Annotated in this window: 21 protein-coding genes; 17 read left to right on the forward strand and 4 right to left on the reverse strand. The window is 66.9% G+C overall.

Going from position 1 to position 17,893, the window contains the following annotated elements:
• Nucleotides 1–15: 15 nt before the first annotated feature.
• The gene (gene dtd, locus BN4251_RS07715; RefSeq protein WP_087484538.1) at nt 16–441 is read left to right on the forward strand and encodes a D-aminoacyl-tRNA deacylase; all 426 of its coding nucleotides are present in this window, start codon (nt 16–18) and stop codon (nt 439–441) included.
• 45 nt (nt 442–486) lie between these two features.
• Here dtd and BN4251_RS07720 read toward each other — a convergent pair whose 3' ends face one another.
• Complete coding sequence (locus tag BN4251_RS07720; protein WP_087484539.1) at nt 487–1,224, reverse strand: HAD hydrolase-like protein; 738 nt, start codon at nt 1,222–1,224, stop codon at nt 487–489.
• A gap of 159 nt (nt 1,225–1,383) precedes the next feature.
• On the opposite strand from BN4251_RS07720, the gene BN4251_RS07725 reads away from it, so the two are divergent.
• The 14 genes from BN4251_RS07725 (at nt 1,384) to BN4251_RS07780 (ending at nt 11,479) form a co-directional block, all read left to right on the forward strand.
• Nucleotides 1,384–2,130, forward strand: coding sequence for a phosphoglyceromutase (locus BN4251_RS07725; RefSeq protein ID WP_087484540.1), 747 nt, complete (start codon nt 1,384–1,386; stop codon nt 2,128–2,130).
• A 152-nt stretch (nt 2,131–2,282) separates the two neighbouring features.
• The gene (locus tag BN4251_RS07730; RefSeq protein ID WP_087484541.1) at nt 2,283–3,386 is read left to right on the forward strand and encodes a tyrosine-type recombinase/integrase; all 1,104 of its coding nucleotides are present in this window, start codon (nt 2,283–2,285) and stop codon (nt 3,384–3,386) included.
• A gap of 247 nt (nt 3,387–3,633) precedes the next feature.
• Nucleotides 3,634–4,215 (forward strand): hypothetical protein, encoded by a 582-nt coding sequence (locus BN4251_RS18665; protein ID WP_245810249.1) that lies wholly within the window; start codon nt 3,634–3,636, stop codon nt 4,213–4,215.
• Between the two features lie 166 nt (nt 4,216–4,381).
• Entirely contained in the window at nt 4,382–4,564 is a 183-nt protein-coding gene (locus BN4251_RS07740) for an excisionase family DNA-binding protein (protein ID WP_087484542.1), read from the forward strand.
• On the forward strand, nt 4,561–4,749 hold the full coding sequence (locus BN4251_RS07745; protein ID WP_087484543.1) for a hypothetical protein: 189 nt from the start codon (nt 4,561–4,563) through the stop codon (nt 4,747–4,749). Before BN4251_RS07740 ends, BN4251_RS07745 begins: the two co-directional genes overlap by 4 nt.
• Nucleotides 4,746–5,417: a hypothetical protein gene (locus BN4251_RS07750; RefSeq protein ID WP_087484544.1), complete on the forward strand. Its 672-nt coding sequence runs from the start codon at nt 4,746–4,748 to the stop codon at nt 5,415–5,417. Before BN4251_RS07745 ends, BN4251_RS07750 begins: the two co-directional genes overlap by 4 nt.
• 399 nt (nt 5,418–5,816) lie before the next feature.
• Nucleotides 5,817–7,010: a DUF3631 domain-containing protein gene (locus tag BN4251_RS07755; protein WP_087484545.1), complete on the forward strand. Its 1,194-nt coding sequence runs from the start codon at nt 5,817–5,819 to the stop codon at nt 7,008–7,010.
• A 115-nt stretch (nt 7,011–7,125) separates the two neighbouring features.
• Nucleotides 7,126–7,308, forward strand: a complete 183-nt coding sequence (locus BN4251_RS17965) for a hypothetical protein (RefSeq protein WP_140398406.1) — start codon at nt 7,126–7,128, stop codon at nt 7,306–7,308.
• Nucleotides 7,305–7,634: a hypothetical protein gene (locus BN4251_RS17970; RefSeq protein ID WP_140398407.1), complete on the forward strand. Its 330-nt coding sequence runs from the start codon at nt 7,305–7,307 to the stop codon at nt 7,632–7,634. Before BN4251_RS17965 ends, BN4251_RS17970 begins: the two co-directional genes overlap by 4 nt.
• A 690-nt stretch (nt 7,635–8,324) precedes the next feature.
• Entirely contained in the window at nt 8,325–8,510 is a 186-nt protein-coding gene (locus BN4251_RS07765; RefSeq protein WP_087484547.1) for a hypothetical protein, read from the forward strand.
• A 26-nt stretch (nt 8,511–8,536) separates the two neighbouring features.
• A complete protein-coding gene (locus tag BN4251_RS07770; protein WP_087484548.1) occupies nt 8,537–9,334 on the forward strand; it encodes a hypothetical protein in 798 nt (265 codons plus the stop codon).
• A gap of 418 nt (nt 9,335–9,752) precedes the next feature.
• Nucleotides 9,753–10,505, forward strand: coding sequence for a hypothetical protein (locus tag BN4251_RS17975; RefSeq protein ID WP_140398408.1), 753 nt, complete (start codon nt 9,753–9,755; stop codon nt 10,503–10,505).
• Nucleotides 10,498–10,989: a type II toxin-antitoxin system VapC family toxin gene (locus BN4251_RS07775; RefSeq protein WP_087484549.1), complete on the forward strand. Its 492-nt coding sequence runs from the start codon at nt 10,498–10,500 to the stop codon at nt 10,987–10,989. The genes BN4251_RS17975 and BN4251_RS07775 overlap by 8 nt, the downstream gene beginning before the upstream one ends.
• 55 nt (nt 10,990–11,044) lie before the next feature.
• A complete protein-coding gene (locus tag BN4251_RS07780; RefSeq protein ID WP_087484550.1) occupies nt 11,045–11,479 on the forward strand; it encodes a hypothetical protein in 435 nt (144 codons plus the stop codon).
• Nucleotides 11,480–11,873: 394 nt separating this feature from the next.
• Here the strand turns inward: BN4251_RS07780 and BN4251_RS07785 are convergent, their stop codons facing one another.
• On the reverse strand, nt 11,874–12,194 hold the full coding sequence (locus BN4251_RS07785) for a hypothetical protein (protein ID WP_087484551.1): 321 nt from the start codon (nt 12,192–12,194) through the stop codon (nt 11,874–11,876).
• Nucleotides 12,195–12,503: 309 nt separating this feature from the next.
• Nucleotides 12,504–14,102: a helicase HerA-like domain-containing protein gene (locus BN4251_RS07790; protein ID WP_212647600.1), complete on the reverse strand. Its 1,599-nt coding sequence runs from the start codon at nt 14,100–14,102 to the stop codon at nt 12,504–12,506.
• Between the two features lie 109 nt (nt 14,103–14,211).
• Between BN4251_RS07790 and BN4251_RS07795 the strand changes: the two genes are divergently transcribed.
• Nucleotides 14,212–15,216: an acyltransferase domain-containing protein gene (locus BN4251_RS07795; protein WP_087484553.1), complete on the forward strand. Its 1,005-nt coding sequence runs from the start codon at nt 14,212–14,214 to the stop codon at nt 15,214–15,216.
• A gap of 63 nt (nt 15,217–15,279) precedes the next feature.
• On the opposite strand, the gene BN4251_RS07800 is transcribed toward BN4251_RS07795, so the two are convergent.
• Complete coding sequence (locus BN4251_RS07800; protein ID WP_245810250.1) at nt 15,280–15,891, reverse strand: TetR/AcrR family transcriptional regulator; 612 nt, start codon at nt 15,889–15,891, stop codon at nt 15,280–15,282.
• Between the two features lie 164 nt (nt 15,892–16,055).
• Here BN4251_RS07800 and BN4251_RS07805 point away from each other — a divergent pair, with 164 nt between their 5' ends.
• On the forward strand, nt 16,056–17,843 hold the full coding sequence (locus BN4251_RS07805; RefSeq protein ID WP_281255309.1) for an MDR family MFS transporter: 1,788 nt from the start codon (nt 16,056–16,058) through the stop codon (nt 17,841–17,843).
• Nucleotides 17,844–17,893 lie beyond the last annotated feature (50 nt).

A 17,893-nucleotide genomic window follows, 5' to 3' on the forward strand; every position in this document is an offset into this window, starting at 1 on the left:
TGCCACCATCGGGGCATGCGTGCAGTGCTCCAGAGAGTCGACGGTGCCCAGGTCGAGGTCGAGGGCGAGGTGGTCGGCGCCGTCGAGGGCGAAGGGCTGCTCGCCCTGGTCGGCGTGACCCACGAGGACGGCCCCGACCAGGTGGCCGTCCTCGCGCGCAAGATCTGCGAGCTGCGCATCCTCGAGGGCGAGCACTCGGTGCTCGATGCCGGAGCGCAGGTCCTCGTCGTCTCCCAGTTCACGCTCTACGGCGAGACCCGCAGGGGACGGCGTCCCTCGTGGAGCGCCGCCGCCCCCGGCCCGGTCGCGGAGCCGCTCGTCGAGCAGGTCGTGGAGGCGATCCGCGCCCGCGGCGTCACCGTGGGGACCGGGCGCTTCGGCGCGCAGATGCGGGTGGGCCTGACCAACGACGGCCCCTTCACGGTGCTCGTCGAGGCCTGATCGGCGCAGGAACCGGGCGCAGGAGCCGGGCGCTGGGACAGCGCCTCAGCGCAGCAGCATGGCGGCGAGCTCGTCGACGGTGGCGGCGAACGGCAGATCGGCCGTGCGCTCCGGCGCGCCGCCGTATCCCCATCCCACCAGGACGGCGGGCAGCCCGTGCGCCGCAGCGCCCTCGGCGTCGTGCAGCCGGTCACCGACCATCACAGCCCGGGAGGGCGCCGCGAGGCCGGCCCTCGCGCCGCTCCCAGCTCCACCGTCCTCGTCCATCCCGTCGGCCGCCGGGACCCCCAGTCGCTGCAGGACGCTGCCGATCACCGCCGTCTTGTCGGTGCGACCGACGGTCCTGTCGGTGCCGCCGATCAGCGCGAAGCGGTCGGCGAGGCCCTGATGCTCCAGGAGCCGACGGGCGGTGGTCTCGAGCTTGTTGGTCGCGACCGCCACCGTGCGCCCCGCCGCGGTGAGCGCCTCGACCAGGTCGGTGACGCCCGGGTAGGGGGTGGCGGTGTGGATGCCGGCTGCCCGGTAGCGCTCGACGTAGACCCGGCGGAGCTGCTCGGAGCGGTGCTCGCTCAGGCCGAGCGTGTCGCGGAAGGAGTCCTCCAGCGGCGGGCCGAGGAAGGTGCGCAGCACGGACTGCGGGGGCAGGGGCTCGCCGCACTCGGCGAAGGCCTCGGCGAGGGCGCCGAGGATCCCGGGGCCGGAATCCACGATGGTGCCGTCGAGGTCGAGGAGGACGACGGGGATCTCGGCGAGATCCCCAGGGGCGGAGGCAGGAGCGCTCATGACCGAGACGGTACCGGCGCCGGGCCCTCGCCCGGGCTCCGTCTCGGGACGGGACCCTCGGGCGGATCCGACGCGGGGCGGCACCTCCGGCCCTCCCGTGCACCCCGGCGCGGATGAGCCGGACATGCATGCCGCGACGCGCCCGCGTACGCTGGGGCCATGACCTACACACTCGTGCTGCTCCGCCACGGCGAGAGCGACTGGAATGCGAAGAATCTGTTCACCGGCTGGGTCGATGTGGCCCTCACCGAGAAGGGCCGCCAGGAGGCCGTCGAGGGTGGTGACCTCATGAAGGAGGCCGGGATCCTTCCCGACGTGGTGCACACCTCGCTGCAGCGCCGCGCCATCATGACCGCGAACCTCGCTCTCGACGCCGCGGACCGCCACTGGATCCCCGTCAAGCGCGACTGGCGCCTGAACGAGCGTCACTACGGTGCGCTGCAGGGCATGGACAAGGCCGAGATCCGCGAGAAGTACGGCGAGGAGCAGTTCATGGCCTGGCGCCGCTCCTACGACACCCCGCCGCCGGAGATCGAGTTCGGCAGCGAGTTCAGCCAGGACCAGGATCCGCAGTACGCGGACCTCGGCGACCAGCTGCCGAAGTCCGAGTGCCTCAAGGACGTCGTCGAGCGCTTCCTGCCGTACTGGGAGGAGGGCGTCAAGCCGGACCTCACCTCCGGGAAGACGGTGCTGATCGCCGCGCACGGCAACTCGCTGCGCGCGCTGGTGAAGTACCTCGACGGCATCTCCGACGAGGAGATCTCCGGGCTGAACATCCCCACCGGCCAGCCGCTGGTCTACGAGCTGGATGAGAACTTCCAGCCCGTCGAGAAGGGTGGCCGCTACCTCGACCCGGTCGCCGCGAAGGCCGCCGCCGAGGCCGTCGCGAACCAGGGCAAGAAGTGAACTAATTCAACAGCCTACGGTCGGCCCGACCTGCGCAAACTAGCTGATGAACCGCACGCTACCACCAGGCGTGCAAGAGTCACAAGCGGACACGACATGCCTCGCATAGACTCGCCTCATCGCACGGTAGTTGCACGGGAAGGGCCGACCTCATGGCAGCACGCAGAGCACAGCGCACCCGGCGCTCTTTCGGTGCCGTTCGAAAACTTCCCAGCGGGCGCTACCAGGCGTCATACCTCGACCCCAGCGGGAACCGGGTCAACGCTCCGACGACCTTCACCACCAAGACCGACGCCGACGCGTGGCTATCCATCCAGCGCACGGCCCTCGAAACCGGCCAGTGGCGCGGCAAAGACGACACCACCACCGTGGGCGAGTACGTCAAAGCATGGCTAGGCACCCTCACGGTCGGCCACCGGACCCGCTACAACTACGAAGCGTCGATCCGCAGATGGATCCTCCCCACCTTCGGCGCAACCCCCATGCGGGAGGTGACCCCGGCTGCGGTCCGGAGATGGGTTGCCACCTTCCCCGACTCGAAACCGGCAGCGCGTTCGCAGGCGTATAACGTCCTGGGTCGGCTATTCCGCGACGCCGTAGACGACGGAATATTGCAGACCTCGCCCGTCCGTGTCCGTGGCGCTTCGGAGTACAAAACGGCCCGCGAGGGTCATGCGCTCACCGTCCCCGAAGTCGCCGCCATAGCGAAGGCGATGCCCGAAACGGAGCGGCTAACGGTCACTCTCGCCGCTATGTGCGCGCTACGGCCCGGTGAAGTCCTAGCGCTACGCCGCCGCGATATCGACGCTACATCCCGTGTAGTGCGCGTGCGCGGAACAGCGTCAGCGAAGATCGGCGGCAGCGACCATGTGGGACCGACTAAGACGCGGGGCAGCGTTCGAGACGTGCATTACCCGTCGGCACTCGACGCCGCGATCAGTGACCATCTGATGGAGCACACGGCACCGGGCGCGGGCGCTTTCCTGTTCCCGTCCTCCCGTGATCCTGAAAGGCCGATCCCCTATGGCACGTGGGCGGCGCATTTCCGGGATGCGGTCACAGCCGCGAAGCTCGAAGACGTGAAGCCGCACGATCTACGGCACACGGGCGCGACTCTGGCAGCGGGCACGGGCGCTACTGTGCGTGAACTTATGGCGCGCCTGGGGCACACCTCCCCCGCTGTGGCGATGAAGTATCAGCACGCCGTGAAAGAGCGTGACCGGGCGATTGCGGACCGGCTAGGCGAAGGGCTGTAGCGGCCACGGTCGCCGCTCACGAAAAAGCAGGTCAGGATCAATTTGCGGACGTGCGCAAGATGATCTCCGTCGGCTCTGGCGCGGCCCGCAAGGCCCGCGAGCAGGTCGCACCCCACGTTTCCGCAGGTCAGTCCGGAAGCGGTAGCGTCAACGGTTTCGGGAGCGCCGAACGGATCGCCACAAGGCCCGCGAGCAGGTCCGGTCGCACATCAGCGCAGGTCACGATCATTTCGTTGACGTCACCGACATGATCGCGGTCGGCAAGGGTGCGGCGCGCCGCGTCCCCAACGTCCACCTCACCCGGTTCGCCGCCTACTTCGTGGCGCTGAACGCTGACCAGTCCAAGCCCGAGGTTCGCGCGCAGGTGCGTCTGGTGTGGCACTACCTGCCCTTCGCCCCCGAGTCCCTGCAGGTGCTCTCGACCCGTCAGCAGAGGCGGATGGAGCTGGGTTGGAAGGCGTTCCACGCCTTCGTCGAGAAGGGCAAGCAGCCCGCCTCCGGTGCCGCCGAGGCACGCGCCCAGGTGGAGCTGATGCGCGAGGTGCTCGCGAGCATCGTCGAGGCCGACGGGCGCAGCCTCGAGGCCGACGAGGAGGACGAGACCGCCGAGCCGCGCCCGGAGACACGCCGGGGACGTACCTCACTCCCGCCCGTTCCCGGCGCCCCGGGCGGCGGCGTCATCCACCGCCGCAGCCCGCTGTCGGACCCCTCATCCCCATTCGACTGCGCACACATCCTCGTCTTTCGTGCGTGGCTCTCCGCTCCGTCCCCAGCCCCGCCCACCTATCCACAGCCCGTCAACATCGGATTGTGGATAACAGCGTTGTAGTTCAGTACATCTTGTCGTCACCGCGCCAGGACACCCCCATCTGTAGAGTAGATATCGCAGTTCCGGACACAACCGGAAACGCGCAGCAGTAACTCCACGAGTGGACGGCCCGGCAAGACCGGATCCCGCCCACATCAATTCATGCCCGATTGATGAAAGGCTCCACATGTCCCCCGAATGGCTTTCGCAGAAGCAGATCGCATCCGAGTTCGGAATCTCAGACCGGACCGTGCGCCGCATGATCGCAGACGGCAGACTCCCCGCCCATCGCGTCGGCCCGCGCCTGGTCCGCATCCGCCGCGCTGACGTGCTCCATGCCGTCACGCCGATTCCCACGGTGACCCGGTGAACGCCCACCGCTACGGCCCGGGCCCCGCAGCCGCAGAGGCCCGCACCCGCGCCATACGCGCCGCAGAGCGCCACGACTACGCGGCCATGACGGACGCGCTGTGGAAGGCCGACTGGGAGGCCCCGCACCCGGACGGGCGCGGCCCTGTGGCATACGCCCTCGACCTCGCTAGGAGGACTGCATGACCGGCACGCTCACGCCGCAACTCGACGCACGACAGGCCGCCGAGTTCCACGACGAATTCTCCGAGGACGAGATGGCGGCCATTGACCGCGCCGTCGTCAACGTCTACGTCAACACTCGCGCAATCCTGCCCCCGCACCTGCTCGGAGCGGGCCGAGGTGATCCCGCCGCAGCACTCAGGTCTTACGCCTACATGTACGCCGCCGAGCATCCTGCAGAGATTCATGACCGGATCCCCGGCCACATCTACAACCACATGCGGGGACGGGTCCAGCAGCACGTGAAGCGCGAATTAGCGAAGCGCCGCGAACGGCCCTACGGGATCGGGCAGTCTTTCGCGCGTCGCCTCGCGCACCGGGAACAGCGTACCCGTGTGCGCGTAACGCAGCCGCCGCCTCGCGTTGATTCCCTAATCAACCATCACAGCATCGACCTGTACGGGCGGATCCTGCCTAGCGATCAAATGCAGTTCATGGCGAAGGGCCGGCGTGCGGGCAAGCCCGTGTTCGAGGATCCCGCCATCATCGCTAGGTTGCACACTCGCAAGCCGACCCGGCTCGAGTTCTGGCACGAGGTGTGCGACGAGTGGGACCGGAAAGCGTTCCGCAAGCAGATCGCGCAAACCTTCGCCGCCGGTATCTGTGCGTGCGAAGAGTGCACTACACCCTGAATGCTCACCATTGGGCCAACAATATGTGAAGAAATGGCAAAAGATCCCGGTTCTCAAAAGAAAATCGGGATCCGCCGTGCGACTCATTAAGTAGAGGGAATACGGGATCCGCGCCAACGGACCCGACCCTCTAAATATTCAGTTCATCGCGCCCGACTGCAATCGGGCCGAACCGCGCCACTGGCGCAGAGAGCAGACACTCCACATGTCCATGACCGATCGTAGGGCACCACTGCCCATCATTGCAAGTCACGTCCCCTGGACCCATCGGGCAACCGGCACCACGACGCCCGCCGTCCGCATCACCGGCCCGCGCGGAACCGTCTACGTGGGACAGACCGACCTCCCCCAACTCGCAGAAGCCGTGCACGCGGCAATCGCAGCAGGGCAGGTGACGGTTTGATCGACACTTTCGACCTCGAAGCGCAGATGCAGGACGAAATAGCCGGTTACGCCGGTTCAACCGGTTACGCCGGTTCAAAAGAGAGGGGTGCCGGAACCGTCTTAGAAGCGGTGAGGGCGCACCTCGGGCGATACCTCATGCCAGCATCCGACGAAGACCTCGACGTGCTCGCACTCTGGGCCGTCCACACACACCTCGCCCGCGAGACGTACACGACGCCGCGCCTACTCATCAACAGCCCCATGCCCGGCAGCGGCAAAACGACCGTTCTCGAACACCTCGAACGCCTGGTGCCGAACGGCATTCAAATGGCGACGGTCTCGTCCCCAGCGCTACTTCCCCGCATCCTCGCGAGCCGTGAAGAGCCGACGACCCTGCTGATCGATGAAGCCGAGAAGGCACTCAACCCTCAAAAGCTCGGCATTGACGACATTCTCGGAATTCTTAACAGCGGGTACAAGGTCGGAGGCACGCGCCCCGTCCTCGCGCCGTCCAAGGATGGCGGCTGGAACGTGGACAACATGCCGACCTTCGCGCCCGTAGCGATGGCGGGCAACGCGCCAGACCTCCCCGAGGACACCATGCAGCGCACGATCACCGTCCTCATGTTCCCCGCGAATGACGGAGAGGTCGAAGAAAGCGATTGGGAACTAATCGACATTCAAGTGCGCGACCTCGGACTCGCAATCGCAGAATGGGCAGACAGTATCCGAGACGACGTGCGCAACACCCGCCCCGAGGTCCCCCAGGGTTGCGTCGGACGGATCAAAGAGCGCTGGCTACCGCTAAAGCGAGTGGCCGTCTTCGCAGGCGGCGACTGGCCCGAACGCGTGGACCTAATGATCCGTCACGATCTGGACCAAATGCGGCAGGACAAAGAGGAGGGCCTAACAGCCATGCGCCCGCATGAACACCTCGTGATCGACCTTCACGCCCTATACGAATCCGGGCAGCAGGATTTCCTTCCGACAACCGATGCGATCCTCCCCCTACTCGCCTCCCGTCATCCCGAACGCTGGGGCGACGCAAGCAAGTTTGGCAAGGCGCTCACTGCGCAGCGGCTCGGGCGGATGCTCTCGAAGAACTACAGCATCCGATCCGAGCGCGAGACGGACGGGGACCAGCAGCGCGGCTACTTCCGCTCACAGTTCGTGAAGGCGTGGCGGGCAGTCGGCATCCAAGCCGGTTAGTCACCCCCTCACTTTTAAACCGGTGAAACCGGCAGAACCGGTTGAACCGGTGATCCTCAGCGTCCGGTGGACTCCATATCCACCGGACGCCCCCGGGCACCTAGGACCAAAACGCATGATCTTCAACCATGACCCCGACATCCGTGCACGACTAGGCGACATCAAGAGCGCGAGAATCATCGCCTTTGACGAGAACGGGGCCGCACTCATCCTCGACAACAACACCGGGACGCTTCGCGCAGCGAACACACACCCCGACTTCCGAGGAACATACACCGTCGAATGGCGCGACCAATGACCGGATGGCACACCCGCATTCAAGGCAACATGTACCGGCTCACCGGTACCGGGAAACTCATCCGCCACACGGAGGAATACATGACCGAGGCCGAAACGCAGGCACTACACCTAGCGCTCGCAGCCCTCGACGAAAGGCTACAGCAACTCGCCGAAGCAGCCGAGAAAACAGGCCGACGCATAACACGCCTAGAAGGAAAAACGAAAGCAATGCACGCACGATTCGAGCAGCACCGCAAAGACATGATCGACCAAATCATCTCCACCGAACTGCACGCCCTCGCGCTACGCCGCGCCGAACAGCACGCGAAGGAGCAGCCCCGGTGACTCTCGCCCCCTCGCCCGGCCCTGTAAACGTCGCCTGGACACGCTGGCGCATCCCTGAGCACCCCGAGACGCACAGGCCCGTCTTACGGCTCTCTAAGGGCCGCACGGCACTCACCATCGGCCCCGACGACGCAGACAACCTCATCGACGCTCTAGAGCGCATGAGAGACGCATGGGAGGACCAGTGACCGAACAGCCCGCAGGCGACCCCCTAACGGCCTACAGGCGAGTCCTAGCACGCGCCCGACGAGCAGAAGCACGGTGCCGTCAACTACGCGCCCGCATCACAGAACTTGAACAGCAGGAGCAGCAATGACCGATGACCCACAGACCAAGGAGGACTAGTGGCAAGCATTCAGCGCTACACGTGGAATCGCGGGAAGCCCGACGCAACCCCCGGCGTCCTCATCCGATCCGGAAGACAGCGAACGTTCATCCCAAAAGGACAACTCGCCACATTCGCGGACTACATGATCGACACACTCGAAGAGGAACAGCAGCAGTGACCAGCATTGACCCGCACAGCAGCACGCCGACCGTGATCCCCGGCCTGTGGCGACACAAGGACGGACGACCACACGATCCCGGCATCCGAATCCACGTCGGCACACGAAACGTATTCGTGCACAACCGCGACGTCCTCACACTCGCGAACTCCCTCGCCGACTACCTCGCAGGGAGCAGAACCCGATGACCGACCAGGAACAGCACGACGACGCATATACGACCCTCTACGGCGAGCCCGCGAAGCCGGAACTCACCGACGACGCGCAAGCCGCATACGACGCGGTTTACGGCAAGCCGGAACCGGCACCCATGCCCGACGACGAACGCGCAATCTACGACTTCTTTTACCCCGGCAACACTGCCAACTGATTAACCTACAGAAAGAGAATCACACAATGAGCATGTACTACTTCCGCGCACAGGCTTACGCAGCGCACGGCGTCTACGTCAATACCGCAAGCAACCGCGACCAGGCCAACCCGAACGAGATCATTCCCTTCCTTGACGACCTGGAATCCCACGGCGTCACCATCACGCACTCTGCCGCGTACCGTGCCCTGATCGAATACACGGCCCCGGACTACACGGACCCGGACCCGTTCACCACGGACCCCGCCACCGCGCACGCGACCGTCACCGAGCACAGCCTCCGCACCGGCGCATCCGGGACCGCCATGTCCCGCACCTGGCACCAGTACCTCATCAACGCGGGCCGCGCCCTGCTCGACTCCATGACCGCCGAAGCCGACACCTACATCACCGCGATGCAGCCCGCCTACAACACCGCAGCCGCCGCCGTCACTGCTGCACTCACCCTCGACCTGGACGAGAACACCAGTTACGCGGCTCTCATCGAGGACGGCACCCCCGAGCAGATCGACGCATGGCGCGCCTACCTCGATGCCGTCAAGGTCCTCGACCGCATCGCCGCTACCCGTATCGCCCTGTCGGCATGGCTCGGCATCGCACCCCAGGGCAACGTGAACCACGCCACCGAGGTTCCCGACTACACGCCCGCATTCATGAAGACCAGCGCGCCGATGAAACTCAATCCTTCGCCCGTGTCCGCGAACGCGCTCACGCATCGCTGGCTCGCTATGCAGAACCGTGCCGGAACCGCACTGCACCTCTCCACCGTGGCCGACCTGGACGCCGTGGGGTACGCGAACGGGCGGGCCGCTAGCGTCGCCTGACACGACACACGACAGGACGCGGGATGGCGCACCAGCAACACCAGGTGCGCCGTCCCGCGACACCGATACGCCGAGCACAACGCCCGCGCCACGAGCACCGAACGTAGGCACGCGTGCGCACCAAGCACGCAGCACCGACATGCTCACAGCGGCAGCGGGCACGGCGCGCCGAACGCACGCCGCCCGAACTTGTATCAAGGTCGAACGGTCGGCAACGCTCTGACCTGCAAGGATGGTACCGGGTTGCCCTTCCCGCCTTGGTACAAAGTACCGCTGGGGAGGAAGATTTAGGTCTGTACGGTTCCCCCAGTTTCGAGAGCGGCGCTCTGAGGCTCTCGGCCGGGGCCGCTCTGCCAGCGCCTGGCCATCGGTCCGCCACGGAAGTAGTATTCAAGTCAACTCCCAGGGAGAGTGTCACGTGTCAGAGATCGAGTTAAATCTTCAAGGCCGTCCGGAAACGATCGACCTTCGCGCGCTCCGTGACGCACTGAAGCACCTAACCAGCACTGTGGAATCTGTAGCGACAGATCGCGATATCGATTTGCCGATTACAGACCTTAGGGTGGGCAGCGCAAAGGCGACGTTCGCAGTAGAGGATGAGGTCCAGGACTCCCTGGTTCGCGGTCTTGTCTATGTGCAAAAGGAACGGAGACGGCCTGAGGGGTGGACTCGACAGACCCTCAAGTCACTGATGGGCCTCTCCGACGTGCCGCGACGGTTTGGCCTCGACGGCGTTGAGCTGGGCCTGCATGGCTCGAAGTGGACCCTCGACCAGGAACTTGAATCGGCCATTCGCGCGGCACTGGACGAGGTAAGCCTATCGCTGGGAGGGATTCGCGGAAGGCTTTGCAGCTACAGCGCGCTAAGTGGACGGCAGCGAACAGCTCGAATTGAGATCGACGGGTCAGCCAAGAGCGTTGAGATAAAGTTTGATAAGAGTCTCACCAAGGATGTTGCCGCAAACATTGAGATGGAAGTCGAGGCCTGGGGATTGATTAGCCGTGATGTCGATTCTGACGTTATTGTAAAATTGGATCTCTACGGACTGAAAGTTCTCGACGATCAAGGCGCATTGCTCGACAATCCCGACGCGCTCGTCGGGCTCGCACGGGGCGCGTCGCTGGGCGGACTTTCTTCGGAAGAATGGGTAAGGGAGCTGCGCAGTGAGTGACAGGGTTCCCATCATTGTGGTCGACACTAGTGTCTTCCTAGATATCCTGCTCGACAATCCGGAGCGGGTCGAGGATGCACTGGAACTGCTTCGAGGGCATGGCAGCAAGCACCTCGTGGCTATTCCGGCGATCCAGGAGCTCGAATTCTGCGCTCTCGCTAAGCTAGAGTCGGGGGACATGACTGATAGCGCGCGCATATCAGCCAAGAAGGCATATTATGCAAATGCTCTGGATTGGCTTTCCGCGCAGAGCTATATGAGCATCGAAGTTAACAGGTCTATTGTTCGGCGTGCTGCTGAGATATGGGGGTCAAGTCTTGTGCGGCGCGCAGATGCGGCAATGGTTGCTTCTGCTGAGTATGTCCAGGCCTCAGCCCTTTACACCTATGATGAGAAGCTGATTCGTCACGTTTCCAGTATTGATCCGAAGGTTCCCGTGCGCATGCCGCCGACGACCGGGGCGCTGCCCATTCCCGCGATGTGAGCTGCGCGCTCTCCGTGGATCGGCGTCGGCCTTAATGGCGCGCTAGAGTCTGACCATGAGCGACTATCACATTCTGCACAGGCTGAGCGAGAACGTCTCCGATCACGGTTCGCACCCGACGATCAAGGCGGCGCAGGATCATGCCGACCAGGCGGGCCATGCCGGTGCCGCCGTGTTCCATTACGTCAACCGTGGCGAGATCGGGGGCGGGCGCGGTTTCGTCGACTCCATTCGCGAGCCGGGGCAGGGCTGGGTTTCATTCCGGGACCCCTACGGCCTGCATGCTTGGTGGTGGAGGCTCCCGGAGGGGGTTCGGGCCGTCCTGGTGGCCGATCCTGATGCGACGCTGAGTGAGGGGATTCTGAGCGCGTGCGTTCACGCGGGGCTTCCCGTTACGTCTGATGCTTGGTGGGTCGATTCGCAGCCCGGTCCGTCCGGGTTCCGGATTCCAGAGGACGTTCGCGCTTTCATTCGTGCCGTGAGCGCCTGACCTGACCGTTCCCTTCGCGCCCGTTCTGGTGCCCCATCCGTGAGCGGCACCGTCCCGGTACAGGATGGGGCGCGGTCGGAGCCTACGGCCCGCCTTTGCTTGGTCCCCACCCCGGAAATCTCCCACGGCCCCCGCTCCGTCTACCGCTGGTGACACGACGAGTAGGCCCACCGCTAATGCGATGCGCCTAACGCCGCCCCTCGTGCGCATGGTCCTCGTGCGCTACGACGCCCCGGCTCCGGGCGATTCTGGTGGATTGTTCTCTAGCCGCGCCTGTCTGTTCTGCCCCTGTGCACGGGGCTGCGTGGAAGGCTGTAGAAGCACGCAGGGACCGTCTGAACGGCCCTAGACGGCCCACAGATGCCACGGGGCGGCTGTGGGCCGCGTAGAGCGGTCAGACGGGCTGTGCGGTGCCCCAGGCGCGCGCGAGAGTGGACGCGTCGGCGTGCATCGCGTCCGCGACACGGAACAGGTCATCGAGCACGGGGCCTTCCGGGCGGGCGAGCGCCAGACCAATCTCGACAGCCTCGGTGCGGGAGAGGGTGAGCGCGACGTTGAGCCGTCCTCGCATCTTCACGGTGAGCTCGACGCGGCCCTCGACGTGCTCGACATAGGCCACCCCGTCACCGTCAAGGTTCACGGCTCGGGTGCACACGTCCTCGGGAGAGTCGGCCTCGGGTGCCGCGTGCATGGTGGTACGGGTATCGTTGTGCATGGCGATGCCTCCTGCTTAGGTGTTGCCCACGCCCGTCCGAGGTTGCCGCCTCGGGACGGGCACCAGCTTCCGTGTTGCATAGTTGCCGCACGAGCGCCGATGGTGGCGCATCCTTGCAGGTCAGAGGCATATGATTGCCCGGATTGAATTAGGGCAAGAAGTGAGCTGATCCGCTCAGCAGCTGCGGCGCCCCCATCTCCTCGAGGTGGGGGCGCCGTGTCACGTCCACAGACCTTCTCGACGGGCCGACGCCCGTGCGGTCACGGTCACCGTCGTCCAGCGCCACGGGTGGCGGTCAGCGGGGGCGGCTCAGCGGCGCCGGCGGGTGCCGAACAGGCCGCGGGGGATCTCCCGCCCGAGCACGGTGCCCGCCGAGCGCAGGAAGGACTTGACCGCAGGGTTGTCGAACAGCCCCTTGTCCTCCTTCGTCGTCGATCGCGCCGAGCGCTTCGATGCTGACGCGGATCCCGCCGCACCACCACCGGACCCTGCCGCCTTCGCCTCGGCCTGCTCGACCTCCTCGGCCTCCTTCTCCGCGCGGGCGGCGAGGATCTCGAAGGCGGATTCACGATCCACCGCGGTGCCGTAGGCCTCCTGCAGGGGCGAGGCCGCCACGGCTGCGGAGATCACCTCTCCGCTGGCTGGCTCCATGGAGGACTCCGGGGCGCGGATCGCGGTGATGGCCACCGGGGTGGGGGCGCCCTTCTCGCTCATCACGGTCACGATCGCCTCGCCGGTGCCGAGCGCCGGGATCACCTCGACCAGGTCATGCTCGGAGGTGGGGAAGGTGGACGCGGTGGCCTTGAGGGCCTTGGCGTCATCCGGGGTGAAGGCGCGCAGCGCATGCTGGACGCGGTTGCCGAGCTGGGCGAGGACGTCCCCGGGGATGTCCTTGGGCGTCTGGGTGATGAAGAAGATGCCCACGCCCTTGGAACGGATCAGGCGCACGGTCTGGACCACCTGGTCCAAGAACGCCTTGGAGGCGTCTTTGAACAGCAGATGCGCCTCGTCGAAGAAGAACACCAGCTTGGGCACCTCGAGGTCCCCCACCTCGGGCAGGTCCTGGTACAGCTCGGCGAGCATCCACATCATGAAGGTCGAGAACAGCGCAGGCCGCGTGGCGACCCCGGGCAGCTCGAGGCAGGAGATGATGCCGGTGCCGTCCTCGGCGCGGCGCAGCAGCTGCTCGGCCTCGAAGGCCGGCTCGCCGAAGAAGACGTCCGCCCCGGAGGCCTCGAAAGCGGTGAGGCTGCGCAGGATCACCCCGGCGGTGGCGGTGGAGATCCCGCCGATGCCCTTGAGCTCGCCCTTGCCCTCGTCCGAGGTGAGGAACTGGATCAGGGCGCGCAGGTCCTTGAGGTCCAGCAGGGCCAGGCCCTGCGCGTCGGCGTAGTGGAAGATCAGCCCGAGCGAGGATTCCTGGGTCTCGTTGAGCTCGAGCACCTTGGACATCAGCACCGGGCCGAAGTCGCTCACGGTGGTACGGATCGGCACGCCCTCTCCCTGCCCGCCGAGGCTGAAGAACTCCGTCGGCGCGGCGCGCGAGACCCATTCCTGGCCGCGGGCCGCGGCGCGGGCGGTGAGCGCGTCAGAGGCGGGGCCCGGGACCGCGATCCCGGAGAGATCGCCCTTCATGTCGGCGACGAACACCGACGCCCCGGCGTGCGCGGCCTGCTCGGCGATCACCTGCAGGGTGCGGGTCTTGCCGGTGCCGGTCGCGCCAGCGATCAGCCCGTGCCGGTTCAGCATCCCCACCGGCAGGTTCACCGCGACCGCCGGGTTCGGCTCGCCGCCCTCCACCATCGCGCCGAGGTGGAGGCGCCCGCCCTCGAAGGCATAGGCCGCGCTCACGGCGCTCGCCTCGGGGCTGAGCGGGGCCTGGCCGGTCCCCTCGTCCTGGGTCGTCATCTGCTGGCTCCTTCGATGTCCGCCCGCGCCGACGGGCTGCATGGTTCGGACTCTGAGATCGTAGCGGCGCAGATCACAGGACGTGGGCACTGCGCGCTACCGTGTGCGCATGAGCGATCGCCCTGATGCCCCGTTCGAGGTCCTCGGCGATCCGCCGCAGGCCGTCCGCGCCACCGCTCCGCTGCCCGAGGACGCCGTCGCGCAGATGCTCACCGCCCCCTCGGCCCCGGCGCTGCTGGAGCAGCTGGGCATCACCGGGCAGGATCATGAGGAGCTGCGTGCGCTGCTCGCCCCGGCGGTCGCCGACGAGGAGATGCTTCAGGAGATCACGCGACTGGCGAACCTGCTGCGCGAAGGGGCCGGGCTCGAGGTGTCGCAGGTGGATCTGGGCGCGGAGGCGGAGTCGCTCACCGCCCTCCAGCAGCGCCTGGCCCCCGGGGAGGGGCTGGTGGCGATCCTCGCGCTGGTGGTCAGCACGGCCACGGTGCGCGCCTGGCATCGCGAGCGCGGCCTCGACCAGGAGCAGTCCTGGCAGGTGCTCGCCGATCTCGGCCAGCAGATGCGGGTCCATCGCCGCAGCAGCGGTGCGCTGGGGCTGCACCAGCTGCCGTGGATGGCTCTGAACTGGGCGGGGCGCCTGGTGCACCTGGGACGCCTGCAGTTCGATCTGCATCGCGCCGACGAGGGCACCGCCGACGAGCGCTGGGTGATCGGTACGCACATCCCCGCCACAGGCCCGCTGACACCCGAGTCGGTGGAGGACTCCCTCGAGCGCGCGAGCGCGTACTTCTCCTCCCACTACGCAGATCTGGGCGAGGGCCGTCCGCCGGGCACCCCGGCGTTCGGCCGCGAGTTCCGCTGCAGCTCCTGGCTGATCAACCCGCTGCTGACCAGCGAGCTCGGCGCGGACTCCAACCTGGGCTCCTTCGCACAGCGCTGGGAGGTCCTCTCCCGCACCCCGGGCGACGACGGCGCCGCCTTCTTCGTGTGGGGTCGCCGACCTCCCTACGATCCTGCTGAGCTCCCCCGCACCACGCGGCTCGAGCGCCTGGTGGGTGAGCGCCTGGCCGACGGCAGGGGCTGGGAGAACGGGCTCGGGAGCCTGGTGCGCTGAGTCGGCGCCCGCCCCGTCGACGAGCGGGGCGCGGAGGCAGGGAGCCGCGACCGGGAGCCGGGATCAGAAGAGCTCGTCGCCCTCGTCGTAGCGGGCCATCACGTCATCGAAGGCGACGGCGAGGTCGATGCCCCGTGCCATGGAGCTCGAGAACGCCGCACGGGTGACGGCGAACCCGATCTGGACGGCGAGCATCGCGCGCTCCTGGGCGTCCTCGCCCTCGAGCGCCTCGGCGAGCACCTCGACCATCTCCGTCTGCACCGAGAGCAGGTTGCCCGAGGAGAGGGAGTGCAGCCGCGGTTCCTTCGCCATCACCTGCTTGCGCAGCTCGCGCACCTCCGCATCGAACGGGGTGGAGGAGACCGCCTCGCGCAGCACGATGCGCACGGCCTCGCGGGGCCCGCGCTCCTGGATCTGGTGACGCAGCCGCGCCGCGATCTCGGCCTCCTGCGCGCTGAGCACCCCGATGATCGCCGACTCCTTCGTGGACCAGTGGTTGAAGAAGGTGCGGGTGGAGACGCCGGCGCGCTGGGCGATGGCTTCGACGGTCACGCCGCCGAGGCCGTGCTCGAGCACGAGCTCGAGAGCGGCTCGGTGCATCGCCATGCGGGACTGGCGCTTCTTCAGCTCACGCAGTCCAAGCGACTGCTCTTCCGGGATCATCTCTGCGGTCACCGCACCATCGTAGGTCCCACAGATCACAAGTTCTGCACATCATGCAATAGTGCAGTGAGTGCAACATTTGATTAGGATCGTGACGTCGAGGCCCACCGTCGTGCTGCGACACGGGAGCACACCCTCCCCAGCCTCCCTTCAGCACGCACCCTCCGAGGAGCTCAGTGAGCACGACCCACCCCACGACACCGCCCACCACCCACACCCCCGCCTTCACCGGACTCGACACCCAGGGCAAGCTGGTCTTCGTCGGCCTGATGCTCGGTATGTTCGTCGCCTCCCTCTCGCAGACGATCGTCGGCCCCGCGATGCCGCGCATCGTCGCCGAGCTCGGCGGGGTGGAGCACTACAGCTGGATCGCGACCGCCACGATGCTGGTCTCCGCCGTCTCCGTGCCGGTGATCGGGAAGCTCTCCGACCTCTACGGCAGGCGCTGGTTCTATCTGGGCGGCCTGGGGGTGTTCATGGTCGGCTCGATCCTGGCGGGCCTGTCACAGGGGTTCTGGTTCCTGGTCTTCGCCCGCGCGGTGCAGGGCCTGGGAATGGGCGCGCTGATGCCGCTGTCCCAGACGATCATCGGCGACATCATCCCGCCCCGTCAGCGCGGCAAGTACCAGGGGATCATGGGCGCCGTCTTCGGCGTGACCTCGATCGCCGGCCCGCTGATCGGCGGCTTTGTCACCGACCACCTGGGCTGGCGCTGGCTGTTCTACCTGACGCTGCCGATCGGGGTGGCGGCCTTCGCCTTCATCCTCCGCTTCCTGCACCTGGAGAGGTCCGAGCAGCGCGGCACCGTCGACTACGCCGGCATCCTCACCCTCACCCCGGGCCTGGTCCTGGCCCTGCTCGCCACCACCTGGGGCGGCGGCGATCTCGCCTGGACCTCACCGGTGATCCTGGGGATGTACGCCGCCGCCGCGGTGCTGCTGGCCGCCTTCGTGGTGATCGAGACCAAGGTCGAGGAGCCGCTGCTGCCGATGCACCTGCTGCTGCGCCCCGTGGTGGCGCTGTCCGTCGCGGCGTCCTTCGCGATCGCGGTGGCGATGTTCGGCGCGATCATCTACATCCCGGTCTATGCGCAGGGCGTCATGGGCGTCTCGGCCACCGAGTCCGGGATGATCCTGATCCCGCAGTCGGTCGCGATGATCCTCACCTCCATCGTGGTGGGCCTGCTGATCTCCCGCACCGGCCGCTACAAGGGGTTCCTGATCGCCGGCGGCATCGTGCTGGTGCTCGGCTACGGGATGCTCGCCGGCCTCGAGTACGGCGACACGCAGTGGCATCTCACCGCGACGATGATCGTGATCGGTCTGGGGCTGGGCATGTCGATGCAGGTGTACACGCTGGTGGTGCAGAACGCGGTGGCCCGCCGGGAGCTCGGCACCGCCACCGCCGCGATCCAGTTCTTCCGCAACATCGGCTCCACCCTCGGCACCGCGGTGCTGGGCACCGTGATGACCGCCTCGATGAGCACCTCCCTCAGCGACCGGATCGCGGCGCTGCCCGCCGAGGATCTCGCAGAGCTCACCACCGCGGGCAGCACCCTCGACGCCTCCGTTCTCGAGAACGCGGTGCTCGACCCCTCGGCCCTCGCGGGCCTGCCCGAGCTGCTGGTCACGCCGCTGCGTCAGGGCATGAGCGATGCGATGCACCTGGTGTTCCTCGCCGCCCTGCCCTTCGCAGCGCTCGCACTGCTGCTCTCGCTGTTCATCAAGCAGGTGCCGCTGCGCGAGACCGTCGACTCCGCCGAGGAGCTCGCGGCCCGCACCGCGGCCGACGTCGCCGCCGAGCTCGGCGGCACCGGCACCGAGCCCGAGGAGCTGCACCCGCGCACCGGTCCGATCCCGGCGATCGAGGTGGAGCAGGCCAATACCGCGGCCCCGGGAGTCGGAGCCAGGGATGCCGCCGGCGGCAGCGCTCGCGCCGAGGAGATGAGCGCCGAGCGCCGCTGAGCGGACGGATGACAGACCGACGGGCCGACGGGCCGATGGGCCGATGGGCC

The sequence above is a fragment of the Brachybacterium massiliense genome (genome assembly GCF_900184245.1).
GTDB lineage: Bacteria > Actinomycetota > Actinomycetes > Actinomycetales > Dermabacteraceae > Brachybacterium > Brachybacterium massiliense.

Coding starts and splice junctions, on each gene's coding strand:
- dtd (WP_087484538.1), top strand. CDS start 16: ATGCGTGCAGTGCTCCAGAGAGTCGACGGTGCCCAGGTCGAGGTCGAG.
- BN4251_RS07720 (WP_087484539.1), bottom strand. CDS start 1,224: ATGAGCGCTCCTGCCTCCGCCCCTGGGGATCTCGCCGAGATCCCCGTC.
- BN4251_RS07725 (WP_087484540.1), top strand. CDS start 1,384: ATGACCTACACACTCGTGCTGCTCCGCCACGGCGAGAGCGACTGGAAT.
- BN4251_RS07730 (WP_087484541.1), top strand. CDS start 2,283: ATGGCAGCACGCAGAGCACAGCGCACCCGGCGCTCTTTCGGTGCCGTT.
- BN4251_RS18665 (WP_245810249.1), top strand. CDS start 3,634: ATGATCGCGGTCGGCAAGGGTGCGGCGCGCCGCGTCCCCAACGTCCAC.
- BN4251_RS07740 (WP_087484542.1), top strand. CDS start 4,382: ATGTCCCCCGAATGGCTTTCGCAGAAGCAGATCGCATCCGAGTTCGGA.
- BN4251_RS07750 (WP_087484544.1), top strand. CDS start 4,746: ATGACCGGCACGCTCACGCCGCAACTCGACGCACGACAGGCCGCCGAG.
- BN4251_RS17965 (WP_140398406.1), top strand. CDS start 7,126: ATGATCTTCAACCATGACCCCGACATCCGTGCACGACTAGGCGACATC.
- BN4251_RS17970 (WP_140398407.1), top strand. CDS start 7,305: ATGACCGGATGGCACACCCGCATTCAAGGCAACATGTACCGGCTCACC.
- BN4251_RS07765 (WP_087484547.1), top strand. CDS start 8,325: ATGACCGACCAGGAACAGCACGACGACGCATATACGACCCTCTACGGC.
- BN4251_RS07770 (WP_087484548.1), top strand. CDS start 8,537: ATGAGCATGTACTACTTCCGCGCACAGGCTTACGCAGCGCACGGCGTC.
- BN4251_RS07780 (WP_087484550.1), top strand. CDS start 11,045: ATGAGCGACTATCACATTCTGCACAGGCTGAGCGAGAACGTCTCCGAT.
- BN4251_RS07785 (WP_087484551.1), bottom strand. CDS start 12,194: ATGCACAACGATACCCGTACCACCATGCACGCGGCACCCGAGGCCGAC.
- BN4251_RS07790 (WP_212647600.1), bottom strand. CDS start 14,102: ATGACGACCCAGGACGAGGGGACCGGCCAGGCCCCGCTCAGCCCCGAG.
- BN4251_RS07795 (WP_087484553.1), top strand. CDS start 14,212: ATGAGCGATCGCCCTGATGCCCCGTTCGAGGTCCTCGGCGATCCGCCG.